Origin of the sequence: Mucilaginibacter sp. CSA2-8R, from assembly GCF_038806765.1 — a bacterium.
In the GTDB taxonomy this organism is placed as follows: Bacteria; Bacteroidota; Bacteroidia; order Sphingobacteriales; family Sphingobacteriaceae; genus Mucilaginibacter.
In genome coordinates this window covers 1,708,479-1,733,258 of record NZ_CP152389.1, presented here as the reverse complement: position 1 = coordinate 1,733,258, position 24,780 = coordinate 1,708,479, and the positions used below count along the sequence as shown (strand labels likewise).

Sequence of the window (24,780 nt, the reverse complement as noted above, 5' to 3'; positions counted from 1 at the left end):
TTTAATTATAAGCCAAGTTGAACACCTACAGTAAAGTTTTTCGAAGTCGGGATAGCCCCAGCATTATTATTAGTAGTGTCATAATATTCAGGATCGTAGCCTGGAAACTTAGTAATAGTAATTAGATTAGTCGCCTGCGCGTAGATTCTTAAATTATTAACTTTAATTTTTGACAACACTTTACTTGGGAAAGTATATCCAAATTGACCCTCTCTCATGCGTATGTAGTCAGTTTTGTAGTACAAACGAGTACCATTGTTTGCGCTTATGCTATTAGGTTCAGTAGCTGTGTTAGGTCTAGGTACATCAGTTATTTGTCCTGGTGTAGTCCATCTTCTATCGTACACTTCATAGGTTGTATTTATTAACCTCCTTGAACCTTCAAGAATAAAATTGTATTGCGCATCAGTCGCAATTTGGCCATACTGATACGTAAACAACGCAGATAAATCAAAGCCTTTAAAGCTAAAGGTGTTGTTAAAACCACCAGTAAACTTTGGAATCAACGAATTTCCAACAAATCTACGATCGGAAAGTGCCGGCGAATATACTACGTTGTTATTCGCGTCATACCAAAAAGCTCTACCTGTAGCCGGGTTTATACCGGCCGATTGATAGGTATAAACTGCTCCCCTTGGTTGTCCAACAGCAACTGATGGATCAGATGGTAAAGAGCTGAAACCGCCGTACAGCTTGGTTATCTCGTTTTTAGTGTAAGTAAAGTTAAAGTTAGTTGTCCACCTAAAGCCACTCGACGCAATATTTATTGTTGTAAGTTCTATTTCAGGACCAGAGTTTCTAATTGAACCAACGTTTGTAGTTATACTGGTAAAACCTGATGTTGAACTAACCGGCTGAGCTAATAGTAAATTTGTACTGTTTCTAACATAATAACCAAAACTACCAGAAACTCTATCTTTGAATAAAGAGAAATCTAAACCTACGTCATAGGTCGTGCCTCTTTCCCATTTTAAATCAATATTAGCCAGGGTTGTAGGTGCAATGCCGGGTGAGCCATTATATAAATAACCACCACCAAACAAACTCCTGTTATCAAAATTTCCTAATGGTTGATCGTTACCTGCAGAGCCTACGCTTGCACGTAATTTTAAACTGTTAACCCAACTTACTTCTTTTAAGAATGACTCTTCAGATATACTCCAAGCACCCGCAACGCCACCAAACCACCCAAATTGGTTGTTAGTACCAAATTTCGACGAACCTTGATAACGAGCAGTTCCACTTAAACTATATTTGCCTTTATAAGAATAAGAAGCTTTACCAAAATAGCTCAAGCTCTTAAATCCAGAAAAACTATCAAATACAGATACCGGATTTGCAGCTGCACTTAAATTTCGGAATTGATTGGTTGGGAAACCAGTTCCGTATTCATCGATCTGAGTCGAGATTTGCTTACGGTATTCGAACCCTAATAACGCAGAAATTTTATGATCGGAGTTGATAGTTTTGTTAAAATTCAAAGTTTGGTCAGTAATGATATTTGTTCTTATGTCACTAAAGCTTTCAGAACTTCCTCTTATTGCATAACCATCGTTTGTACGTGGATCACGGTAATTCTTACCTAAAGCCATCCTATAATCTAACGAGTAGAAAGATTTGAACTGGAGTGAAGGCAAGATATTATAATTAGCACTAAACGATCCAATTAGCTGGTTAGTACGCTGATTACCCTGATTGTAATCGTTTACCGCAACTATGTTTTGGTTTAATACACCGGTAAAGCTCTGACCTGAGCCAGGTAAGCCGAAATAACTTCCGTCTGCATTATATATTGGATTTGAAGGCAATATAGTACTTGCAGCAAAAGCCGGGCTTCCTAAAAATGAACCGTTAACTGCAAATGGAGCTTTCTGATTAAACGTGCTTAAATTCAAGCTGGTGTTAAAAGAAAGCTTATCATTTGCTTTATGATCTAAATTGACTTTAAATGTTCCTCGTTGAAAGTCAGCTTTAGTTACAATAGCCGATATTGTGCTGTAAGCCGCAGAAACGAAAAAGGTTGTTTTTTCATTCCCACCATTCATATTGAAATCGTAATTTGATACTCGTCCAGTATGAAAAGCCGCATCCTGCCAGTTTGTACTTTGCGCAGCAGCGATATCAGCATCAGTAGCGCTTGCCGGCAAATTAATTTCAGCTAAAGCGCTTGTCCTGGCCGCAGCAGCTGTGCTACCTGCGTTGAGGTAAGACTCTCTTCTAACATTATAAAAATCTTGTGTGTTTAAGACATCATATTTCTTAATGCTTGAAGAACGACCTTGGTAATAATTGAACCCTATTTTAGTTTTTCCGGCTTTACCTTTTTTAGTTGTGATAATAACTACACCATTGGCACCTTGTGAACCATATAGTGATGTAGAAGCCGCATCTTTAATAATGTCAATAGATTCAATGTCATTAGTGTTGATACCCGCTAATGTATTGCCTTGGGTAAACCCTGTAAAAGTATCACCGCTTAACTGCACACCGTCAACGATGTATAACGGCTGTGTGCTACCTGTAAAGGAACCAACACCACGTATCCTAACATTGATAGCGCCGCCTGGTATACCACTATTAGCGGTAACAACTACACCAGCAGCACGCCCTTGTAAAGCTGATTGTACTGAAGCTATTGGCTGATTAGCAAAATCTTTTCCACTTACGGTTGAAATTGCTCCACCAATCTCTCTTTTTTGTTGAATTTGACCATAACCTGTAACTACTACTTCGGTTAGAGCTTTGCTGTCTGACGACAGTTTAACGTTCAACGTATTTGCTGTACCAACCTCTGCAGTTTTAGTTGTGTAACCAATGTAGGTGAAGGTTAGAGAAGCATTATTAGGTACAGTGATGCTGAAATCACCTTGAGCATTAGTTTGCGTTCCTCCATTTGTACCATTTACTTTTACTGATACACCAGGTAACGGACTGCCATCATCGGCGCTGGTTACCGTTCCCGTAATTTTTCTGCTTTGCGCGTAGGTGTAATTAGAAACACCAATACTTAAAGCAAGAAGAATTAGTAAAATTTTCTTCATTTGTTAATTGATTTGAGTTAATAAAATAGTTTCGAAGGCGAAAATTATGAATAATTCGTAACAAACAAGAGATAAATCGATAGTTTTTTATCATTTTAATGTATTTCTTATTATCTGTTAAATTTGTTTGCTAATTCCTAGTCCTTCGCCTCATTTATCAAAATTTAGGCTTTACAAATGAACATTGTAGTTGTGACTATACAAAAAAGCCGAATTAAACGTCACTTCAACATTTAATCCGGCTTACTTTAAGTGAAAATTATATGTTTTACATCCTTTCGGGCACCTGAATTCCCAACAACTGCATGGATTGTGCGATGATTTGTGCTGTAGACTTTGACAATTGCAGCCTGAAGCTCTTCAAATCTTCTGTTTCGGCTTGCAGTATCGATTTTTCGTGATAAAATTTATTGTAGGCTTTGGCAACCTCATAGGTATAGTTAGCCACCGTGGCCGGGTTAAACTCTTTAGCGGCCGCTGCTATAGCTTCAGGATACTGGCTAAGCACAATAATTAAATCACGCTCTACGGCGTCCAGTTCAGCGGGTAACTGAGCAAGTTGATGCTCTCCTCCCCTGCTCAGTACTGATTTAATACGGGCATGGGTGTATTGAATAAACGGTCCGGTATGACCTTGCAGTTCTATTGACTCGTTGGGGTCAAACAACAAGCGTTTCTTAGCATCTACTTTTAGCAAAAAGTACTTGAGGGCACCTAAACCAATCACCGGGAAAAGTACTTGTTTCTCTTCTTCTGTTAAATCAAGCTTTTTCTCCTGTTTGTCAAAGTACTCTTCTGCAGTTTCAACCATGCTATCCATCAGGTCGTCGGCATCCACTACGGTACCCTCGCGCGATTTCATTTTGCCCGACGGTAGGTCTACCATACCGTATGATAAATGGTATAAACCCTGCGCCCAGTTTTTACCTAACTTCTGTAAAATCAAAAAGAGCACCTTAAAGTGGTAATCCTGCTCATTGCCTACCACGTAAATCGACTCATCCATGCCAAAGTCGTTATACTTTAATTGAGCCGTGCCCAAATCCTGGGTAATGTATACTGATGTACCGTCACCGCGCAGTACCAGTTTTTGGTCCAGGCCATCGGCGGTCAGGTCAATCCACACCGACCCATCATCTTTTTTAAAGAACACGCCTTTTTCCAGTCCTTCTTCAATAATATCTTTACCTAATAAATAGGTATTCGATTCGTAATAAAACTTGTCAAAATTGACACCCAGCTTTTTATAGGTTTTGGCAAAACCGTCATACACCCAGGTGTTCATGGTTTTCCAGAGCTCAATTACCTGCTCATCGCCGGCTTCCCACTTTTGCAGCATTTGTTGTGCTTGCTTCATCAGCGGAGCATGCTTTTTGGCTTCTTCTTCGGTCATACCCTGCGCTAAGCGTGCTTCAACTTCCTTTTTGTACTCTTTGTCGAATATTACATAATACTTACCAACCAAATGGTCGCCTTTCATTTGAGCCGATTCGGGCGTTTCGCCGTTACCAAACAATTGCCAGGCCAGCATAGATTTACAGATGTGAATGCCTCGGTCGTTCACCAGGTTGGTTTTTATCACCTCATAACCCGCAGCATCTAAAATGCCGGCTACTGCATAACCCAGCAAGTTGTTACGCACATGGCCCAAATGCAATGGTTTGTTGGTGTTAGGCGACGAATACTCAACCATCACCTTTTTACCATTTTTAGGCGCTACGCCAAAGCCAGGTTGAGCTACCGTGTTTTGATAAACCTTTAGCCAGTAGTTATCGGCAATAGATATATTTAAGAAACCTTTTACAGTATTAAATCCAGCAATTTCAGGTACGTTAGCTTCAAGATAAGCTCCAATCTCGTTACCAGTTTGCTCGGGCGATTTTTTAGAGAAGCGGGTAAACGGAAAAGTAACGATAGTTACCTGACCATCAAACTCCTTGCGGGTTTGTTGCAGGTTTACATCCTGTGCAGTTATTTGGGTTTGATATAGTTGCGCTACGGCTTGCAGGGTTGCGTCGATAATAAAATCCATAGGGGCAAAATTAGTTAAATCTACTTAACCAACCGCCAATAATCATTTTGATTAAGAAATGAATACCTTTGGTTACTTCTATAATTTTATGACTTCACCGGCTAATCAGTTAAACTTAAATGTAAGTTCAGAGATTGGCACTTTGCGTGCCCTATTAATTCATAGTCCAGATAGCGGATTGGGTAAAGTAGTCCCGTCAAAAGCGCAGGACTGGCTTTTTGAGGACATTGTACATTTAGATACTATGCGCAGAAATGAGTACGACTACTATATCAAGCTGTTGCTCTATTTTCTCGATCCCAACAAAATTAAAGGACATCTACAGCAAATTGATGCCTCCGAAAATCAGCGCAACTTTTATAAACCCGATCATAAAGACTTTTATGCGTCTGACAAAGTAATTGAAATACAAACTTTACTGGCTGAGATTTTACAGGACGACGTGATTCGCGAAAAGCTAACGGCCTCGGTATGTGCTATTGAGAGCTGTAATTACCGCTTACAACAGCAGTTGTATAAGACCGACCCGGTCGAACTGGCTAAAATATTTATCTCCGGATCGTTGTATAAAGACAACCTAATTTTTTCCCCTATACCTAATCTCATTTTTTCGCGGGATATTGGTATTACTATTAATAACCACATACTGATTAATAAACCGGCTAAAAAAGCGCGTTCGCGCGAAACTTTGCTGGCAAGGTATATTCTATTTAATCACCCGTTGTTTGCCGGTTCGCGCGAGCACATTTTAGAAATTACCGACCCGGTGCAACACTTTTTGAGGCCGGGCACAGAGCAGGACGAAAAAACGACCCTTGAGGGCGGCGACGTGATGATGGTAAGTAAAAACCACGTTATTATCGGCTGCAGCGAGCGCACCTCGTTAGGTGGCGCCCATGAAGCTATTAAGCTTCTGTTTGAAAATAAAGTGGTAGAAAAAGTAACTGTACTTAAAATACCGCACAAGCGCGATTACATGCACATTGATACCGTTTTTACGCAGGTGAAACGCAATGTTTGGGTTATTTTAGGATCGCTGGGCAAAGCCGACATGTCGGTTTCTGCCTCTGACCCGTTGAGTTGGTTTGGCGACAAGCGCCCGAAGGATAAAACCGAGATTGTACAATTTATCAACGGGCATGAACAACCCATATCATTTAACTGCATAGAAGAATTGCTTAATGATATCAGCATGAACGATTTGGGAAGCACCGAACCCACACAGTTCATCTACTCGGGCGGTAACAATTTTCCGTTTGATGCCCGCGAGCAGTGGACCGACTCCTGTAACCTGCTGGCGCTTAAAGAAGGCGTGGTGTTGGGTTATGACCGTAATGATAAAACGGTCGAAGCCTTTAAGCAGTCCGGGTTTTCGGTAGTGAAAGTGGCAGATTTACTCCAACAGTTTGAAAACGGCGGATTAGACGCTCATACCATGGAAGATACCTTAATCCTGATGCCATCGTCAGAATTATCGCGTGCGCGGGGTGGTTTCCATTGCATGAGTTTACCACTGGTGAGGGATAACATCAGCTAAGCGTTTATTAAATTTAAACCCGTTTAATCATGAGTCAGACGACTTCCAAAATATTAATGATCAGACCAGCCAACTTTGGGTTTAATGATCAAACTGCCGAAAGTAACGCCTTTCAGCAAAGTAAGGCAACTATACCCGAGGCTGCGCAAACAGCACTGAAAGAATTTGACGCCTTTGCCAGCTTGCTTAAAAGCAAGGGCATTGATGTACACGTGATTAACGACACTATCGAGCCGCATAAACCGGATGCCATATTTCCCAACAACTGGATATCCTTTCATGAAAATGGCGATGTATTACTTTACCCCATGCAAGCCGAAAACCGCCGACTGGAACGGCGTGAAGACATTGTCAGGAAACTGGAAGAACAGTTTACAGTAAAGCACATTATCGATTTAAGCCGGTTTGAAATGGAGAATAAGTTTTTAGAAGGCACCGGCAGCATGGTGCTCGACCGGGAAAATCGCATTGCTTATGCGTGTTTGTCTCCGCGCACCGACAAAGATGTACTCGACGCTTTTTGCAAACATTTAAATTATACCCCGGTTACCTTTACCGCAACTGATGCTGGTCAGCAGGCCATTTATCATACTAACGTGATGATGTGCGTAGGTAAACAATTTGCCGTAGTTTGCCTGAATAGCATTAACAATGAAAGCGAGAAGCAAACCGTAGTTAAATCGCTGATGGATGCCGGAAAAGAGATTGTGCCAATTACGCTGGAGCAAATGAACCAATTTGCAGGTAACATGCTTGAGGTGCGTAGTGGTGACGGAAAGAGCTTACTGGTGATGTCAAATAGTGCGCATCAATCATTAACTGCTTTGCAGATTGACCAATTATACCAGTATACAGAGATTGTATCGGCTGATTTGAACACTATTGAAACACTTGGCGGTGGTAGCGCCCGTTGTATGCTGGCCGAAATCCATCTACCTACGGCGACGTAATAAAATAACAAAGCGGTGTCTAGTAATTAAACAGACACCGCTCATCAATCTGATAGCCTTATTAATAAGCCAGTTCGCTAACTACATCTTTGCTTTCGAGCATAGTGTGGCCCATTAAAAATTCATCTACTTTACGGGCTGCTTCTCGGCCTTCGGATATGGCCCATACAACTAAAGACTGACCACGACGCATATCGCCGCAGGCAAATACTTTACTTACGTTAGTACGGTAGGCACCTTCGGCAGCTTTTACGTTTTTACGTTCATCCAGCTCAACACCGGCCTGCTCAATCATACCGGTGTGTTGCGGGTGTAAAAAGCCCATTGCTAAAAATACTGCCTGGCAAGGCAATTCACGCTCCGACCCTTTTACCTCGCTAAATTTCACGGGGCGCCCCATTACATCAGTTTCCCAGCTTACATCGGTTACTTTTAAGGCGCGCAGATTGCCGTTTTCGTCGCCCAAAAACTCTTTAGTATTAACACCCCAGTGGCGCTCGCAACCTTCCTCGTGCGAGGAGGTTACTTTTAACACCATTGGGTAGCTTGGCCATGGCATACTTGCAGTACGCTGCTGCGGTGGCTGCACCATTACCTCAAACTGGCGGACAGATTTTGCGCCCTGACGGTTAGAAGTACCAACGCAGTCAGAACCGGTATCACCACCACCAATTACCACAACATCCTTATCAGTCACCAGTATATCTTCGGCATCAAAACCGGTGTTGCTTACCCGCTTGTTTTGTTGCTTCAAAAAGTCCATAGCAAAATGGATGCCTTTAAGCTCGCGGCCCGGTACGGGCAAGTTGCGCGGAATGGTTGAACCACCGGCCAGTACAACAGCATCGTTGTTGCGGGTTAACTCATCAATACTTAGGTCTTTACCTATCTCGGTATTGCATTTAAACACTACGCCATCTTCTTCCATCACTTTTACGCGACGGTCGATAACCCATTTTTCTAATTTAAAATCAGGGATACCGTAACGCAGTAAACCTCCCGGACGATCATCACGCTCGTAAACGGTAACGCTATGGCCGGCTTTACTTAATTGTGCGGCAGCAGCCATGCCGGCAGGGCCTGACCCTACTACGGCTACCTTTTTACCGGTTTTGATAAAAGGAGCAACCGGCTTTACTAGGTTTTTGGCATAAGCAATCTCGATAATGTGCTTCTCAATCTCCTCGATGGCCACGGCAGGTTTGTTGATACCTAATACGCAGGCCGACTCACACGGTGCCGGGCAAATACGGCCGGTAAACTCGGGGAAGTTATTGGTGGTTGATAAAATCTCGTAAGCTTCCTCCCAACTCTTGCGGTAAACGGCATCATTAAATTCCGGAATAACGTTACCCAGCGGGCAACCCGAATGGCAAAACGGGATACCGCAATTCATGCAACGGGCCGATTGCTGGTTCAGCTTTTCGTCGCTGTACAAGCCAACAAACTCATTATAGTTCTTAACCCTGTCCTGAGGGGCTGTTTTAGCCGGCAGCTCCCGGTTATATTCTTGAAATCCTGTAGGCTTTCCCATGTTTTTAATTAGCTGATGTTTGATACTCCTGCTGTTGTAACACTCTTTTGTATTCGCGCGGGAATACTTTTACAAAATGCGTTGCCGCTATCTGCCAGTTGGCCAATAACTGCTGAGCCAGTTTACTGTTAGTTAAATGCACATGCTTTTTCAGCAAGGCTATAATTTGCTCTTCATCCTGCTGGCTTAACGGATCCAAATCAACCATTTCGGTATTACAGTTGGCAGCAAAGCCGTTATCCGGGTTGTATACCCAGGCCAAACCACCGCTCATGCCAGCGGCAAAGTTGCGACCTGTTTTACCCAATATCAGCGCACGGCCACCGGTCATGTACTCACAACCATGGTCGCCCACGCCTTCAACTACAACGGTAGCGCCCGAGTTGCGAACGGCAAAACGCTCGCCGGCCATACCGCGTACAAACAACTCGCCAGAGGTAGCACCATAAACAGCTACGTTACCAATGATGATATTATCTTCGGGTACATAACCCGCATCCGCTTTCGGATAGATAGCCAGCTGAGCACCTGATAGACCCTTACCTACGTAGTCGTTAGCTTCACCTTCGAGTTCGAAGGCTATACCTTTAGCCGCAAAAGCGCCAAAGCTTTGCCCGGCAGAACCGGTAAATTTGAAGTTGATCGTATTTTCGGGCAATCCGGCCGAGCCGTATTTTTTAGAGATTTCGTTTGATAACAAAGTACCTACAGTACGGTCAGTATTTTTAAGTTCGAAAGAAGCAAAAACCGGTGTTTTATCTTCCAGTGCTGGTTGTGCGGCTTCGAGCAACTTCCAGTCGATGACGTTATCCATCCCGTGATCCTGCGCCTGGCTATTGTACAACGTATTGCCTTTGGCGTTAGTAACCGGATGAAGAATACCCGATAGGTCAACTTTCTTAGCTTTCCAGCTCTGGATGTTATCCTTAACACGTAAAAACTGCACGCGGCCCACCATTTCGTTAATGTTACGGAAGCCTAACTCGGCCATAATCTCGCGCATATCTTCGGCCAGGAAACGGAACAAGTTAACCACATGCTCCGGCTTACCGCTAAACAAACGGCGCAGGTCAGGGTCTTGCGTGGCCACACCTACCGGACAGGTATTTAAGTGACATTTACGCATCATAATACAACCGCTGGCAACAAGGGCCGCGGTTGCAACACCCCACTCCTCGGCACCTAACAAGGCGGCAATCACCAAATCGCGGCCGGTTTTCATTTGCCCGTCGGCTTGCAGCACTACGCGGGTACGCAATTTGCTGCGCACCAGGGTCTGGTGAGCTTCGGCCAGGCCTAACTCCCATGGTAAACCTGCATGTTTAATAGAGCTAATTGGCGATGCACCTGTACCACCATCATATCCGGCAACCAATATCACATCAGCGTGTGCTTTGGCTACACCCGCGGCAATAGTACCGACGCCGGCTTTCGATACCAATTTAACGTTGATACGGGCCGCACGGTTGGCATTTTTCAAGTCGAAAATCAGCTGGGCTAAATCCTCAATCGAATAAATATCGTGGTGAGGCGGCGGAGAAATTAAGCCTACGCCAGGCGTTGAGTGACGGGTTTTAGCAATCCACGCGTCTACCTTATGGCCTGGAAGTTGTCCGCCCTCACCTGGTTTAGCACCCTGAGCCATTTTAATTTGTAACTCATCGGCATTAGTCAGGTAATTAGAAGTTACCCCAAAACGGGCGGAAGCAATCTGCTTAATAGCCGAACGCATGGAATCACCGTTGGCCATACGTTCATAGCGCATCTCGTCTTCGCCGCCCTCGCCAGTATTGCTTTTACCGCCAATCCGGTTCATGGCAATGGCCAGCGTACTATGTGCCTCATGCGAGATAGAACCGAACGACATCGCACCCGTAGCAAAACGCTTCATGATGCTTTCGATAGGTTCAACCTCTTCAATAGAGATTGCCTCGCGATGATGAGTAAAGTCTAATAAACCACGAATGGTATAGTGCTTTTCGGTTTGCTCGTTTACCAAACGGGCATATGTTTTATATACATCAAAATTGTTGGTACTGGTAGCATGCTGCAGCAAGTGTACCGTTTGCGGGTTAAACAAGTGGGCTTCGCCACGGCGTTTCCACTGGTAAATGCCCCCCTCAGGTAACAGCTTCACTTCACTTTTAGAAGTAGTGAAGCCAAACTTATGCTTGCTTAAGGCCTCGCGGGCAATTTCGTCCAGTCCTAAACCGCCAATACGGGTTACAGCACCGGCAAAATATCGGTCAACTACCTCCTTATTTAATCCTAAAATTTCGAACTGCTGCGAACCGTGATATGACTGTAAGGTTGATATACCCATTTTTGAGAATATCTTTAACAAGCCATCATTAACCGACTTTACATAGTTCTTAGACAACGTTTTAATATCGGAGTCACTTACTATACCGCCATTATTTTTTAGCGTTTCGATGGTTGATAGCGCCAGGTAAGGATTAATAGCAGTAGCGCCGAAAGCCAGTAAACAGGCAAAATGGTGCACTTCCCAAACGTCTCCGGCCTCAACCACTAAACCTACTGCACCACGACGGCCTTTTTTAACCAGGTAATGATGAACGGCAGATACTGCCAGCAATGATGGTATCGCTGCATGCTCAGAATCAATAGCACGGTCTGACAGAATTAATACTTCAAAACCGTCATCAACGGCATCTTCGGCATAACGGCATAAGCGCTCAATACCTTTTTGTAGCGAGCCTGGCTGACCATCAGCTTTAAAGTAAGTTTGCAGCGTTTTAGCGTGGAACAAGCCGGTGTCAATACTACGCAGTTTCTCTAACTGGTGGTTGCGCAATATGGGATGCTTTAACGTTACGCAATGGCAATGCATCTTGTCTTCATCAAGCAAATTACCATTGTTACCAATGAAGGTAGCCAAACTCATCACTAAACGCTCGCGGATAGGGTCGATTGGTGGGTTGGTTACCTGCGCAAAAAACTGTTTAAAGTAGCTTGATAAATGTTGAGGCTTGTCAGACAAGATAGCCAATGGCACATCAGTACCCATCGAACCTATAGGTTCTTTGGCATCAATGGCCATCGGTTTAATGATACCGTCAACATCCTCGCGAGTATAGCCAAATACCTGCTGATATTTAAAAACCGACTCGGGCGAAAGGCTCGAGAAGGTTACCCTCGGCTCTGGCAAATCTTCGAGCCTGATCTTATAATTTTCAAGCCAACGGCCATAAGGCTGTTTTTCGGCCAGTTCTTTTTTTATTTCTTCATCAGTGATGATTTTATTGTTCACCGTATCAATCAGCAACATTTTGCCCGGCTGTAACCGGCCTTTGCTTAAAACGGTAGACTCATCAATATTTAAGACACCGGTTTCTGAAGCGGCAATAACACGGCCGTCGGTAGTTACGGTGTAACGAAGCGGACGCAAGCCATTACGGTCTAACAGCGCACCAACCAGTTTACCATCAGTGAAACAGATAGCAGCCGGACCATCCCATGGCTGCATAATGGTAGCATGATACTCATAGAATGCCTTTTTAAACGGATCCATTTGCTCATTACCATCCCATGCCTCCGGAATTAGCATCATCATTACGTGCGGCAATGATCGGCCGGAGTGCTGCAATATCTCGATAATGTTATCCAGGCAAGCAGAGTCAGACTGGTTATTATCAATCACCGGTAGTAACATCTCCATCTCCTCGCGGGTAAAGTAAGCCGAGGCCAATGATTTTACACTCGAAAAGAACCAGTTAAGGTTACCGGTCAAGGTATTAATCTCTCCGTTGTGGGCAATCAGCCTGAAAGGTTGTGCCAGTTTCCACGATGGGAATGTATTGGTAGAGAAACGCGAGTGAATCATGGCAAAGCCAGATGCCACACGCGGATCAGTCAGGTCTGTAAAATACTGACGTAACTGGAACGTCGTTACCTGCCCTTTGTAGATGATGGTTTTGCAAGAGAATGAAGTGAAGTAAAAAAACTCACCGGCTCCGGCAACCGTTTCGTTAACGGTTTTATTAATATAGCGGCGCAGTACATATAACCTGCGTTCAAAATCTTCAATGTTGGTAATAGATGATGGACGCAGCACAAATACCTGCTCCACATCGGGCTCGGCACTGCGTGCAGTTTCCCCAATTACCGAAGAGTTTACGGGCAGCTTGCGGAAACCCAAAAGAGGAATACCAAGTTTTTCAACAGCAGCGGTAATAATATTGCGGCAAGCTTTCTTTAAGGTAGAGTCTTTCGGGAAGAAAATCATACCTACACCGTACTCGCCGGGTTGTGGCAGGCTAACCTCAATATCCGAGCATTCTTCCATCAAAAACTCGTGCGGCAATTGTATGAGTATACCCGCGCCATCACCCGACTCCGGGTCACATCCGCAGGCTCCTCTATGCTCCATATTTTCGAGCATACTCAGAGCATCGTGCACTATCTTGTTAGATTTTGCGCCATTAATGTTGGCGATAAATCCCGTTCCGCAGGAGTCATGTTCAAACTCAGACCGGTAAAGGCCTTGCTGGTCACTATCTATTTGATCCATGTTAATACTTTATTAATAAATTAGGGCTAATTACGAATTTACAGTTTTTGCGATTTTTACCAAACAAAAATTGCTTTTTTACGAATATGCCAAATTTTATAGGCCTAACATATGACGTATTTAATAAAAATGCAACAAAAAACCACTTCAAATGCACTTTAACATTTAGTTTAGCTTATAATCAAACTAAATAAGAGACTGGGATTGCATTACCTTTGCCCCTATACATGATGAATACGACAAAAAACAAAGCCGTTTTCTTAGACCGCGACGGCGTATTGAATAAAGAGCTTGGCGACTACGTATGCCGCCTGGAAGATTTTAAAGTTTTGGAGCACAATTTTAGCGCTTTAAAAGAATTACAACAACGTGGCTACCTCCTCATTGTAGCTACCAACCAGGGTGGCTTAGCCAAAGGCTGGTATACTGAACAGCAACTGGCCGAAATGCACCAACACCTGCGTGATGTTTACGCCGGGCATGGCGTTACTTTTACCGACATGTATTATTGCCCGCACCATCCGCTGTTTACCGGTGAGTGCGATTGCCGCAAACCAAAACCGGGTTTACTATTAAAAGGAATAGAACAACACAACATCGACCCTGCGCAATCTTACTTTATAGGCGACCGCGAGCGCGACGTTGAAGCCGGCCAATCGGCAGGCGTTACTGGTATACTCATTAATAGCGACCAGCCTATCAGCGATGTTTTACATCTCATTAAATAAAAAACAAGATTGCCTGTTCAAGAGTATAGCATTGAGATACGCTTAAATAAAGCAAATTCTTTATTTACAATAATCTTAATGCTATAATCTTGATTCTATGTTCTTTTTATCTATATATTTGCGGCAGCTCATCAAACTGTTAGCTATAAAATGAACGGTCAAACATTACATCATTTGCATATGCACCATCGCCCCTGCGGCGATAATGATTAATGTATGTTTCTACGTGAAATAACGACCTCCGTTTTTATTTATAGTTTAATACCTCCCATTTGTGAAAACACTTAAAATAGCCATCCAAAAATCCGGACGGCTCAATGAAAAATCTGTAGAGCTGCTAAAAAACTGCGGCCTAAATTTCGAAAATTACAAAAGCTCACTGATATCGCCGGTATCCAACTTCCCGCTCGAAATTTTATTTCTGCGTGATGATGATATCCCCGAGTACGTTCAGGACGGTATTGCCGACCTGGGGATCGTAGGCGAAAACGTGATACAGGAAACCGAAGTACAGGTAAGCTACCTGCAAAAATTAGGTTTTGGCAAATGCTCGCTTAAAATTGCCATTCCTAATAACTTGGACATTCAGAATGTTGCTGACCTTAATGGCAAATCGATCGCTACTACCTACCCTGTCATTCTCAAAAAACATTTACAGCAATTAGGCATTACGGCCGACATACGCACCATATCAGGTTCAGTCGAAATTTCGCCAGGTTTAGGCCTTGCCGATGCCATTTGCGATTTAGTATCTACCGGCGGAACCTTAAAAAGCAACGGTTTGAAACCCTTTGCCGACGTAATGTCATCAGAAGCGGTTCTGATTGGCCGGGCCGGTTCTGAAAATGAGGACCTAATTCAGGAATTGATTCAGCGTGTGCAATCGGTATTAAGAGCTAAAGAGACCAAGTACGTAGTACTGAACGTTGAACGCAGCAACTTAGAAAAAGTGCTTGGGTTACTGCCGGGTGTTAAAAGCCCCTCGGTAGTGCCTTTGGCCGAATCAGACTGGGTGGCGGTACATACCGTTATTCCCGAACGTGATTTCTGGAGCCGCATCAGCCAGCTTAAACAGGCCGGCGCACAAGGCATTGTAGTAATGCCTATCGAAAAAATTATATTGTAAACCATGTGTTCACCGTTACTAAATCAGTAACAACAGGCACATTAAAGCTACACATGATGCTTAACGTTTATAATTACGCACAACTAAACTCAACCGAAGTTGAAAAGCTGGTGCAACGCAACATTGACCCGGCTAACGAGATACGTACGGTAGTAGAAACCATTATTACCGATGTGCAGCAACACGGCGACCGCGCGTTATTTGATTACGCCCTTCGTTTTGATAAGGTAACCATTGATAAGCTTTACTTAGACAAGCAGGAACTGGCAGAAATAGCCGAAGCTTTGCAGCCTGAGCAAAAAACTGCCCTTGAAGTAGCCTATCAAAACATTTATAAATTCCACCAGTCGCAGCTTAAGGCCGAAGATAAAGTAGAAACCATGCCCGGCGTAACCTGCTGGCGCGAACTACGCCCTATCGAGAAAGCCGGCCTATATATTCCTGGCGGTACCGCCGTTTTACCCAGCACCTTTTTGATGCTTGGCATCCCGGCGCGCATTGCCGGTTGCCGCGAAATTGTAGTTTGCTCGCCTCCGCAAAAAAACGGCAAGGTAAACGCCTTTATTGCTTATGTGGCGCAGTTGTTAGATATCGAGCGTATTTACCTGGTTGGCGGCGCACAAGCCATTGCGGCTATGGCTTACGGTACGGAGAGCATCAGTAAGGTGGATAAGATTTTTGGTCCGGGTAACCAGTTTGTCACCAAGGCTAAAACCATCATACAATCTACAACCATTACGGCAATCGATATGCCAGCGGGCCCGTCTGAAGTTTTAGTGATTGCCGACGAAACCGCCCATCCGGCCTACATCGCTGCCGATTTACTGGCACAGGCCGAGCATGGTGCCGACAGCCAGAGCGTGTTAGTCGCTACCTCAGCCGATATTGTTCAGGCCACGATAGCAGAACTGGAAAAACAATTACCGGTTCTTCCGCGTGCCGAAATAGCAGCAAAAGCCATTGCTAACTCTTATGCAATTGTGGTAAGTGATTTAAACGAAGCCATTCACTTTAGCAACCACTATGCGCCTGAGCATTTGATACTGGCCACCGAAAACTGGCAGCAGATTACTGCTGACATTATCAATGCGGGTTCTGTATTTTTAGGTAACCAAACTCCCGAAAGCGTGGGTGACTATGCCTCGGGTACTAACCATACCCTGCCTACCAGTGCTTACGCCAGGGCATACTCGGGTGTATCGGTCGATTCGTTTGTGAAAAAGATTACGTTTCAGCATCTTACCCCGCAAGGCTTGCAAAACATTGGTCCGCATGTAGAAATTTTGGCCGACTTGGAAGGCTTGCATGCGCATCGTAATGCGGTTAGTGTAAGAACAGCCGATCATTTAGCCAGAATATAACTATCAGCTAAAACCCGTCCATGTATTAATCGGTGCTCAGGACGTTTCAATCCGAAGCAAAAAATATTCTTTTACTGATGTTTGAACTCAAAAATATTCTCAGAGAAAATATAAAAAACCTAAAGCCTTACTCGTCTGCACGGGATGAGTTTCAGGGCGAAGCCAGCGTATACCTGGATGCCAACGAAAATGCATTCGGTTCGCCGCTTGAGCAAAACTACAACCGTTACCCCGACCCTATGCAATACGCCGTAAAAAAGCGTTTAAGCGACATCAAGGGTGTTCCACCGCGTAACATTTTCTTAGGCAACGGCAGCGACGAGGCTATTGACATCCTTTTCCGCAGCTTTTGTAATCCGGGTACAGACAATGTAATTCTGGTACCGCCCACTTACGGCATGTATGAGGTGTCGGCCAATATCAACGATGTTGAAACCCGAAAGGTAAACCTTACCGACGAGTACCAGCTTAACATGGAGGGTATTGCCGAAGCCATTGATAAAAACACCAAGCTTATCTTTATCTGTTCGCCTAATAACCCCACCGGTAACTCTATTCACCGCGAGGACATCGAAACACTGCTAACCAACTTTAATGGCTTGGTGGTGGTGGATGAAGCTTATATTAACTTTAGCCGTCAAAAAACGTTTATCCAGGAGCTTACTGAATACGCTAACCTGGTAGTGTTGCAAACACTATCCAAAGCCTGGGGCCTGGCAGCTTTGCGGGTAGGTATGGCCTTTGCCAGCGAAGAAATTATTGAGGTGATGAATAAGGTGAAGCCACCTTACAACGTTAACGAGGCGTCGCAGCAACTGGCTTTACAAGCTTTGCAAAACGTAGAGCAGGTAAACCAGTGGATTAAAGAAACCCTTTCTGAACGCGACCAGCTGGTGTTGAACCTGAAGGCATTTGACTTTGTGTTGGAAATTTACCCCTCGGATGCTAACTTTATTTTGGTAAAAACGACCGATGCTAAAGGTATTTACAACTTTTTAGTAAGCCATGGCATCATTGTACGCGACCGCTCTAAAGTGGAGCTCTGCGAGGGTGCCTTGCGCTTCACTATAGGCACACCAGAAGAAAATAAAACACTTTTAAACACGCTAAAAGAATACCAAGCATGAGCTCAGCCAAAAAAGTTTTATTCATCGACCGCGATGGTACGCTGATAAATGAGTGCGCCGATGAACAAATAGACTCGTTTAATAAGTTAACTTTTTATCCGGGTGCACTAACTTACCTACCACGCATTGCGCGCGAGCTGGATTACGAACTGGTGATGGTGACCAACCAGGATGGTTTGGGTACCACCGTGCATCCTGAAGAAAACTTTTTCCCGGTACATGAGCTCATCATGAAAACCTTTGCCAACGAGGGTGTGCATTTTAAAGCTACTTATATTGACCGCACCTTTGCCGCTGATAATGCGCCAACTCGGAAACCCGGCACCGGCATGTTGACCGCCTATTTTGATGCAGAACAATATAACTTGGAAAACTCCTTCGTGATTGGCGACCGGCTGAACGATGTTCTTTTGGCTAAAAACTTAGGCGCTAAAGCTATCTGGCTAAATGATGGTTTGGGCATGGGTGCTAAAGAATTTACAGCTGATGAAATTTCGGCAATTAACGCCACCGTGGCCGTTAAAACCACAGACTGGCAGAAGATATATGAGTACCTTAAAGTGGGCAAACGTGTAGTTGAACACCGCCGCACCACCAAAGAAACCGACATTTTTATCAAGATTGACCTGGATGGTACCGGCGAAGCTAAAGTGAATACAGGCCTGCACTTTTTTGACCACATGCTGGACCAGATTGCACGCCACGGCAGTATTGACTTAGAAGTGACTGCCAAGGGCGATTTGCATATAGATGAGCACCATACCATTGAAGATACCGGCATTGCCTTAGGTGAAGCTATGGCTGTAGCCTTGGGTAATAAGCGGGGTATCGAACGCTATGGCTTTTGTTTGCCAATGGACGACTGCCTGGCCCAGGCTGCTATAGACTTTGGCGGCCGTAACTGGCTGATGTGGGAAGCTGACTTTAAACGCGAAAAGGTGGGCGATATGCCGACTGAAATGTTCTACCATTTTTTTAAGTCGTTTACAGATGCCGCCAAATGCAACCTAAACATTAAGGCCAAAGGCTTCAATGAGCATCATAAAATAGAAGCCATTTTTAAAGCTTTTGCCAAAGCCATTAAAATGGCCGTGAAGCGCGATGTGAATAACATGGTATTGCCAAGTACGAAAGGGGTACTATAACTCCAGCCCCCAAGCTCAATCCCCCCAACCCCCTTAAGGGGAGTACTTATATAAAGAATTTAATTGGGGTGGGAGTGTTATTGAGGCAATAATTACAACTAAAGTTAAAATGGAAATTACAGAAAAACCGGATAGCGAAGTGCAAAGTTCATCCTTTCCCTTCGGGGGGCCAGGGGGTATTGGCATTGTGCGCTATGGGGCTGGCAATATATTCTCGTTAACTTCGGCGCTCGACCGCTTGGGCATTGCTTACGGCATGATACATACCGAAGACGACCTGAAGCATTACGACCGTTATATCATTCCGGGTGTAGGGCATGCTGGTGCTGCAATGCAAAAGCTGCAGCACACCGGCCTGGTACCGGCTATTAAAGCGCTACAAAAACCAACCCTGGGTATTTGTGTAGGCATGCAGTTAATGACTGCCTACTCTGAAGAGGGCGATGCTGATTTACTAAACATATTTCCAAATAAAACATTACGCTTTGCCAATAGCGAACACTACAAGGTACCGCACACTGGCTGGAACCGTGTTTACCAAGAAAAAGAAAACCCGCTGTTTGCGGATATACCCGATGGTTCACACTTTTATTACGTACACTCTTATTACATAGAGTATAATAATTTATATACTTTAGCTTCAACAAATTACAGCCTTAAATATTCGGCTTCGATTTGGCACAACAATTTTTACGGCGTACAATTCCATCCCGAAAAATCTGGAGTGCACGGCGAAACTTTATTAAAAAACTTTTCAAAAATATAGGGCATGTATATTATTCCTGCGGTTGATATTCTGGATAAAAAAGTAGTGCGCTTACGTGAAGGTGATTACCAACAGGTAACGCAATACGATGTAAGCCTGGAGGAAATGATTGAACGCTACAAATCTATCGGTACGGAGCTTATCCACATCATCGACCTTAACGGCGCCAAAGGCGATTTCAGTAATCAGCAGTATCTGTTTGATGTAATCAAAAAAACAGATATGAAAATACAATACGGTGGCGGTATCCGCAGCATCGACAAGGTAAAAGAACTAACCGATGCCGGTGTAGCCCGTGTTATAGTAGGCACGCAAGCTATTACTAACCCTTCTTTTTTAGACGAGTTAAGCAAAAGCATGTGCGGAAACACTAAATGCTCTGAAAGTATTGTGGTAGCTATTGATGTGCTTGATGAGGTAATTAAATATTCGGGCTGGATGGAAAGTTCGCCTATTAAGCTCATTGATTACATTGATCGTTGTTTACACTTAGGCTTTTACCGCTTTTTGTGTACCGACATTAACAAAGACGGCAAATTAGGCGGTGCAGGTGTAGAGCTGTATAAAAAGTTGTTAAACCATTCCCCTTTCATCAAATTAATAGCTTCGGGCGGCGTAAGCTCCATGAAAGATATTGAAGCGCTAAATAAAATTAAGGTAGAAAGCTGCGTAGTTGGCAAAGCCATTTACGAAAACCGAATTACCATTGACGATGTAAAACACTGGAACTTGAAGTCGTTGACATCGATATAAATCGCAAGCCAACGCCTAAGCGCCCTAACCCCCTAAAGGGGGAACAATAGTTTAAAATGAAAAAGTCACAATGTCGCTTGGGGCGAGTCACTTAATTTATAGAAATGCTGATAATTTACGCAATAACCCGACTACAGCCAAAATCTTTTATGGAGATATGTAAATGGTAATCAGTCAGGCGTCAAGTTTCGGAGGCAACATCCGTTAGGAATTTACATTGCCGATTTTTATTGTCATCAATATAAATTAGTTGTTGAATTGGATGGGAGCATACATGACAGACCCGATATCAATGCAAATGATATTATCAGAGAAAACTATTTATTGAGCGAAAGATTTAGTGTTTTAAGATTTACGAATAATCAAGTTTTTAGTAGCATAGAATTCGTTTTGAAAGAAATAAAAACTGCATTAAACTCCCCCTTTAGGGAGTCGGGGGACTTGGGTTCGGGTCTTGCCAAGCGCATCATTCCCTGCCTGGATGTGAAAGACGGGCGTACGGTTAAAGGCGTAAACTTTGTTGACCTGCGCGATGCCGGCGACCCGGTGGAACTGGCCTGGAATTACTCGCAGCAAGGTGCCGACGAGCTGGTGTTTCTGGACATCACCGCTACCCACGAAAAACGAAAAACCACCGTTGAACTGGTGAAGGCTGTGGCCCGTCAGATTAACATACCATTTACCATTGGCGGCGGCATTAATGAAATTGCAGATGCAGATGCGCTGCTGAATGCCGGTGCCGATAAAATATCTATCAATTCGGCAGCGGTGCGCAACCCAGCACTGATTGATGAATTGGCGAAAGCGTTTGGTGTGCAATTTGTAATTGTGGCGGTAGATACTCGCCATATAGGCAATACCAACATTGTACATTTAAACGGCGGACGCATCCCTACCGAAAAAGAAACTTTAAACTGGATTCTAGAAGCTGAAAGCCGTGGAGCAGGCGAAATACTGCTGACCTCGATGGACCATGATGGTACTAAGGCCGGTTTTGACAATACCTTTCTTAAAGTAGTGAATGATGCGGTACATATCCCGGTCATTGCCTCGGGCGGTGCAGGTAACAAACAACATTTTGTTGATGTATTTGAGCAAACTAATGTAGATGCAGCGCTGGCAGCGTCCGTGTTTCATTACGGCGAAATATTAATCCCTGATTTGAAAAGCGTTTTACGTGAACGTCAGATTGAAGTGCGTTAATTTTGCACTGCTTGGCTTAGTGCAGATATAACAGGTATCCGGTCGGCTGTAGCCTGACCAAAACTTAAAATTGAAAATAAACAATGCAAATAGATTTTAGCAAATCACCTGATGGTTTAGTACCGGTGGTAGTTCAGGACAACCAAACACTGGAAGTGTTGATGTTAGGGTACATGAACCAGGAGGCGTACGATAAAACCATTGCGGAAAATGTAGTAACGTTTTACTCCAGGTCGAAAAACCGTTTATGGACTAAAGGCGAAACCAGCAACAACTTTTTGCATGTAGTAAGCACGCATATTGATTGCGATAACGACACTATTTTAATCAAATCGCGCCCTGATGGCCCGACTTGCCACACTGGTGCGCGCAGCTGTTTTGAAACGGCCTACAACCAAAACTTTATCCTGAAGTTGGAGAATATCATTGCCGACCGGTATCAAAACCCGGTAGAAGGGTCGTACGTCAACAAACTCCGTAACAAAGGCTTAAACAAGATAGCCCAAAAGGTAGGCGAAGAAGGTGTAGAAACCGTGATAGCCGCACTGGCCGAAACAGAAACCGACTTAATTAACGAAGCCTCAGACCTGGTTTTCCATTTACTGGTGCTGTTACGCGAGAAGGGCCTCAATTTAGAAACTATTGCTAAAAATCTGGAAAAAAGGCATAGCCCAAGCCCCCCAACCCCCTAAAGGGGGAGCAGAATAAGCGGGCGGCACAAAAAATATCTATCAAAATCAATAGTATTTATACATTGCCCAACTCCCCATTTCAGCGGGTTGGAGACATAAAATTTAACTCCCCCTTTAGGGGGCCGGGGAGCTTATGAAAGTAGAAAAAGCATTTGAACTGACCGGGCATGGTAACCCGATATTTGCGCTGGAGCTATCTCAAAAGCCGGGCATTTTGTTTAGTGCCGGTAATGATAAAGGCCTGGTGGAGTGGAGTCTGGGCCAGCAAGCTTTTATAAAAGTGATGTTTCCGGTTGCGGCATCTGTTTACGCAATACACTGTCCCGAAGACTACCCTTTGATGTTTGCTGGCATGCGGAACGGGCAGGTGCTGGTGTTTGATTTTATTCAGCAAAAAATTGTAGCTACGTTGCGTCAGCATGTTAAGCCTATTTTCGATATCAAATCAGTGAAGCATAAAAGTGAATTACTGGTAGCGTCGGAAGATGGTACGGTGAGCGTTTGGAGCCTGGATTCTTTGGATTTATTGCACACCATTCAGGTATCTTCTGACACGGTACGGGTCATCACCATATCCTCTGAAACTAATCAGGTAGCCTTTGCCTGTCGGGATAATACTATCCAAGTTTATCAACTCAGTGACTACACACGTTTGTATACCTTGAACGACCATACTATGGCCGTGTTTGCCCTGCAGTACTCGCCGGATGGTAAATACCTGCTCTCGGGCGGGCGGGATGCGCAAATAAAAGTGTGGAATGCTACGCAAGGTGAATTGGTGCAAAGTATCCCGGCGCACATGTTTGCCGTTAATCATCTCTCGTTCCACCCCACACAACCGTACTTTGCGTCGGCCAGTATGGATAAGAGCATCAAGATTTGGGGGGCAGACGATTTTAAGTTGTACAAAGTCATTAGCCGCGAAAAGGGCATGCCTGGACATATGCTTTCTGTAAACAAACTGGCCTGGAACGGCAACCAGTTACTATCTACCGGCGACGATAAACGCATCATCGCCTGGAATATAGATTTTTCCTAACCTGACTATCTTTTAAACCATACGTTTGATGATGCGCAGTTTATGCGTATGCTTCCGGAATTCTTCTGAGTATATGCCCTGATCGTCAATAGTATCAATTTTTACCCGTCCCGAGGCATGGATAATCTGCTCATTATTCAGCATAATTCCCACATGAACAATACGCCCTTCCTCGTTATCAAAAAAAGCCAGGTCGCCCGCCTTTGCGCCTTGTAAAAAATCGACAACCTTACCTTGCTCTACCTGCTGGCTGGCATCCCGTTTCAAATTAATGCCATACTGTTTATACACCGTTTGCGCAAAACCCGAACAGTCAATGCCGAAATGCGTACGGCCACCCCACAAGTATGGTGAATTGAGGTAACTTTTTGCCGTCACCATCAGGTCGCTGCTGGTTTTATCAAGGTCAGCGATAGTAAACACATCACTATTTATCTTGCAACTGTTATCAGCAAAAAAAGGCAATGTACAGCCAGCGGGGAGGTATAGCGTACTGCCATCTTTTTGTTTAGTAACCGTGGTTAGCGCTTTTGTGGTAAGTACAGGCTTTTCCTGTTGCAGTTTTTGGTAATCATCGGTACTTAACGCAGTAAACTGCACACGGCTTATCCAGCCCTCGTAAGCATCAAATGATGTAATAATTTTTACCCACTTTTCCTGCTGTTCGGTTACGGCATAAGTTTCGCCAAACAACAGCTGCGACACCATTTCGCTGCGCTCACTGCCTTCGGCCCGTACCGGGATGATAGCGATTTTACTGATACCGTATTCCATGCTGCTAAGTTATAAACAACTTGCATTATACAAAAAAAGGATACCAACGGCATCCCTTATAAATTTTTAAGATAGGCTACTAACCTTCCATATGCAGCCATTGCTTTTTAGCCAACAGCTCTTCTTCAGTTTCGCGAACGTTTTCGTCGTCTACACAACAATCAACCGGACAAACCGCAGCACACTGAGGCTCGTCATGAAAACCTACACATTCGGTACATTTGTCCGGAACGATGTAATAAATGTCGTCCGAAATAGCAGCCTGAGACTCGTCAGCATTCAGTGTATTACCATCGCCAAAATCAATAACACCCTTTAATTCAGTACCATCCGAAAAACGCCATGCAGCGCCGGCATCATAAATTGCATTATTTGGGCATTCCGGCTCACATGCTCCGCAGTTTATACATTCGTCTGTGATTACAATTGCCATATATCTTT

Annotated in this window: 18 protein-coding genes and 1 pseudogene; 13 read left to right on the top strand and 6 right to left on the bottom strand. The window is 44.1% G+C overall.

Going from position 1 to position 24,780, the window contains the following annotated elements; genetic code table 11:
- Positions 1-5: 5 nt before the first annotated feature.
- Both AAGR14_RS07515 and argS read right to left on the bottom strand, forming a co-directional pair.
- Positions 6-3,041 carry a TonB-dependent receptor gene (locus tag AAGR14_RS07515; protein ID WP_342647973.1) on the bottom strand — a complete coding sequence of 1,012 codons (3,036 nt, stop codon included), beginning with the start codon at positions 3,039-3,041 and terminating at the stop codon, positions 6-8.
- 268 nt (positions 3,042-3,309) lie between these two features.
- Positions 3,310-5,073 carry an arginine--tRNA ligase gene (gene argS / locus AAGR14_RS07510; RefSeq protein WP_342647972.1) on the bottom strand — a complete coding sequence of 588 codons (1,764 nt, stop codon included), beginning with the start codon at positions 5,071-5,073 and terminating at the stop codon, positions 3,310-3,312.
- 88 nt (positions 5,074-5,161) lie between these two features.
- On the opposite strand from argS, the gene AAGR14_RS07505 reads away from it, so the two are divergent.
- Both AAGR14_RS07505 and AAGR14_RS07500 read left to right on the top strand, forming a co-directional pair.
- Positions 5,162-6,610, top strand: a complete 1,449-nt coding sequence (locus AAGR14_RS07505; RefSeq protein ID WP_342647971.1) for an arginine deiminase family protein — start codon at positions 5,162-5,164, stop codon at positions 6,608-6,610.
- A 29-nt stretch (positions 6,611-6,639) separates the two neighbouring features.
- On the top strand, positions 6,640-7,560 hold the full coding sequence (locus tag AAGR14_RS07500; RefSeq protein WP_342647970.1) for an arginine deiminase-related protein: 921 nt from the start codon (positions 6,640-6,642) through the stop codon (positions 7,558-7,560).
- Positions 7,561-7,621: 61 nt separating this feature from the next.
- Here the strand turns inward: AAGR14_RS07500 and AAGR14_RS07495 are convergent, their stop codons facing one another.
- Positions 7,622-9,094, bottom strand: coding sequence for a glutamate synthase subunit beta (locus AAGR14_RS07495; protein ID WP_342647969.1), 1,473 nt, complete (start codon positions 9,092-9,094; stop codon positions 7,622-7,624).
- A gap of 4 nt (positions 9,095-9,098) precedes the next feature.
- Positions 9,099-13,625 carry a glutamate synthase large subunit gene (gene gltB / locus AAGR14_RS07490; RefSeq protein ID WP_342647968.1) on the bottom strand — a complete coding sequence of 1,509 codons (4,527 nt, stop codon included), beginning with the start codon at positions 13,623-13,625 and terminating at the stop codon, positions 9,099-9,101.
- A gap of 227 nt (positions 13,626-13,852) precedes the next feature.
- On the opposite strand from gltB, the gene AAGR14_RS07485 reads away from it, so the two are divergent.
- The 11 genes and pseudogenes from AAGR14_RS07485 to AAGR14_RS07435 all read left to right on the top strand — a co-directional run bounded on the left by AAGR14_RS07485 (position 13,853) and on the right by AAGR14_RS07435 (position 23,565).
- The gene (locus tag AAGR14_RS07485) at positions 13,853-14,353 is read left to right on the top strand and encodes an HAD family hydrolase (RefSeq protein ID WP_342647967.1); all 501 of its coding nucleotides are present in this window, start codon (positions 13,853-13,855) and stop codon (positions 14,351-14,353) included.
- 274 nt (positions 14,354-14,627) lie between these two features.
- Complete coding sequence (gene hisG / locus AAGR14_RS07480) at positions 14,628-15,479, top strand: ATP phosphoribosyltransferase (RefSeq protein WP_342647966.1); 852 nt, start codon at positions 14,628-14,630, stop codon at positions 15,477-15,479.
- Between the two features lie 56 nt (positions 15,480-15,535).
- Positions 15,536-16,840: a histidinol dehydrogenase gene (gene hisD, locus AAGR14_RS07475; RefSeq protein WP_342648685.1), complete on the top strand. Its 1,305-nt coding sequence runs from the start codon at positions 15,536-15,538 to the stop codon at positions 16,838-16,840.
- A gap of 77 nt (positions 16,841-16,917) precedes the next feature.
- Positions 16,918-17,967: a histidinol-phosphate transaminase gene (hisC, locus tag AAGR14_RS07470; protein WP_342647965.1), complete on the top strand. Its 1,050-nt coding sequence runs from the start codon at positions 16,918-16,920 to the stop codon at positions 17,965-17,967.
- A complete protein-coding gene (gene hisB, locus AAGR14_RS07465; protein ID WP_342647964.1) occupies positions 17,964-19,112 on the top strand; it encodes a bifunctional histidinol-phosphatase/imidazoleglycerol-phosphate dehydratase HisB in 1,149 nt (382 codons plus the stop codon). Before hisC ends, hisB begins: the two co-directional genes overlap by 4 nt.
- 109 nt (positions 19,113-19,221) lie before the next feature.
- Positions 19,222-19,878, top strand: a complete 657-nt coding sequence (hisH, locus tag AAGR14_RS07460) for an imidazole glycerol phosphate synthase subunit HisH (protein ID WP_342647963.1) — start codon at positions 19,222-19,224, stop codon at positions 19,876-19,878.
- 3 nt (positions 19,879-19,881) lie between these two features.
- Positions 19,882-20,631, top strand: coding sequence for a 1-(5-phosphoribosyl)-5-[(5-phosphoribosylamino)methylideneamino] imidazole-4-carboxamide isomerase (locus AAGR14_RS07455; RefSeq protein ID WP_342647962.1), 750 nt, complete (start codon positions 19,882-19,884; stop codon positions 20,629-20,631).
- Between the two features lie 201 nt (positions 20,632-20,832).
- Positions 20,833-20,985, top strand: a pseudogene (locus AAGR14_RS07450) (DUF559 domain-containing protein); the annotation flags it as partial.
- Between the two features lie 45 nt (positions 20,986-21,030).
- Positions 21,031-21,834 (top strand): imidazole glycerol phosphate synthase subunit HisF, encoded by an 804-nt coding sequence (hisF, locus tag AAGR14_RS07445; RefSeq protein WP_342648684.1) that lies wholly within the window; start codon positions 21,031-21,033, stop codon positions 21,832-21,834.
- An 83-nt stretch (positions 21,835-21,917) separates the two neighbouring features.
- The gene (hisIE, locus tag AAGR14_RS07440) at positions 21,918-22,526 is read left to right on the top strand and encodes a bifunctional phosphoribosyl-AMP cyclohydrolase/phosphoribosyl-ATP diphosphatase HisIE (RefSeq protein ID WP_342647961.1); all 609 of its coding nucleotides are present in this window, start codon (positions 21,918-21,920) and stop codon (positions 22,524-22,526) included.
- A 133-nt stretch (positions 22,527-22,659) separates the two neighbouring features.
- The gene (locus tag AAGR14_RS07435; protein ID WP_342647960.1) at positions 22,660-23,565 is read left to right on the top strand and encodes a WD40 repeat domain-containing protein; all 906 of its coding nucleotides are present in this window, start codon (positions 22,660-22,662) and stop codon (positions 23,563-23,565) included.
- A gap of 12 nt (positions 23,566-23,577) precedes the next feature.
- Here the strand turns inward: AAGR14_RS07435 and AAGR14_RS07430 are convergent, their stop codons facing one another.
- The gene (locus AAGR14_RS07430) at positions 23,578-24,339 is read right to left on the bottom strand and encodes a C40 family peptidase (protein WP_342647959.1); all 762 of its coding nucleotides are present in this window, start codon (positions 24,337-24,339) and stop codon (positions 23,578-23,580) included.
- Positions 24,340-24,418: 79 nt separating this feature from the next.
- Positions 24,419-24,772 carry a 4Fe-4S dicluster domain-containing protein gene (locus AAGR14_RS07425; RefSeq protein ID WP_342647958.1) on the bottom strand — a complete coding sequence of 118 codons (354 nt, stop codon included), beginning with the start codon at positions 24,770-24,772 and terminating at the stop codon, positions 24,419-24,421.
- Positions 24,773-24,780 lie beyond the last annotated feature (8 nt).

Coding starts and splice junctions, on each gene's coding strand:
- AAGR14_RS07515 (WP_342647973.1), bottom strand. CDS start 3,041: ATGAAGAAAATTTTACTAATTCTTCTTGCTTTAAGTATTGGTGTTTCT.
- argS (WP_342647972.1), bottom strand. CDS start 5,073: ATGGATTTTATTATCGACGCAACCCTGCAAGCCGTAGCGCAACTATAT.
- AAGR14_RS07505 (WP_342647971.1), top strand. CDS start 5,162: ATGACTTCACCGGCTAATCAGTTAAACTTAAATGTAAGTTCAGAGATT.
- AAGR14_RS07500 (WP_342647970.1), top strand. CDS start 6,640: ATGAGTCAGACGACTTCCAAAATATTAATGATCAGACCAGCCAACTTT.
- AAGR14_RS07495 (WP_342647969.1), bottom strand. CDS start 9,094: ATGGGAAAGCCTACAGGATTTCAAGAATATAACCGGGAGCTGCCGGCT.
- gltB (WP_342647968.1), bottom strand. CDS start 13,625: ATGGATCAAATAGATAGTGACCAGCAAGGCCTTTACCGGTCTGAGTTT.
- AAGR14_RS07485 (WP_342647967.1), top strand. CDS start 13,853: ATGATGAATACGACAAAAAACAAAGCCGTTTTCTTAGACCGCGACGGC.
- hisD (WP_342648685.1), top strand. CDS start 15,536: ATGCTTAACGTTTATAATTACGCACAACTAAACTCAACCGAAGTTGAA.
- hisC (WP_342647965.1), top strand. CDS start 16,918: ATGTTTGAACTCAAAAATATTCTCAGAGAAAATATAAAAAACCTAAAG.
- hisB (WP_342647964.1), top strand. CDS start 17,964: ATGAGCTCAGCCAAAAAAGTTTTATTCATCGACCGCGATGGTACGCTG.
- hisH (WP_342647963.1), top strand. CDS start 19,222: ATGGAAATTACAGAAAAACCGGATAGCGAAGTGCAAAGTTCATCCTTT.
- AAGR14_RS07455 (WP_342647962.1), top strand. CDS start 19,882: ATGTATATTATTCCTGCGGTTGATATTCTGGATAAAAAAGTAGTGCGC.
- hisIE (WP_342647961.1), top strand. CDS start 21,918: ATGCAAATAGATTTTAGCAAATCACCTGATGGTTTAGTACCGGTGGTA.
- AAGR14_RS07435 (WP_342647960.1), top strand. CDS start 22,660: ATGAAAGTAGAAAAAGCATTTGAACTGACCGGGCATGGTAACCCGATA.
- AAGR14_RS07430 (WP_342647959.1), bottom strand. CDS start 24,339: ATGGAATACGGTATCAGTAAAATCGCTATCATCCCGGTACGGGCCGAA.
- AAGR14_RS07425 (WP_342647958.1), bottom strand. CDS start 24,772: ATGGCAATTGTAATCACAGACGAATGTATAAACTGCGGAGCATGTGAG.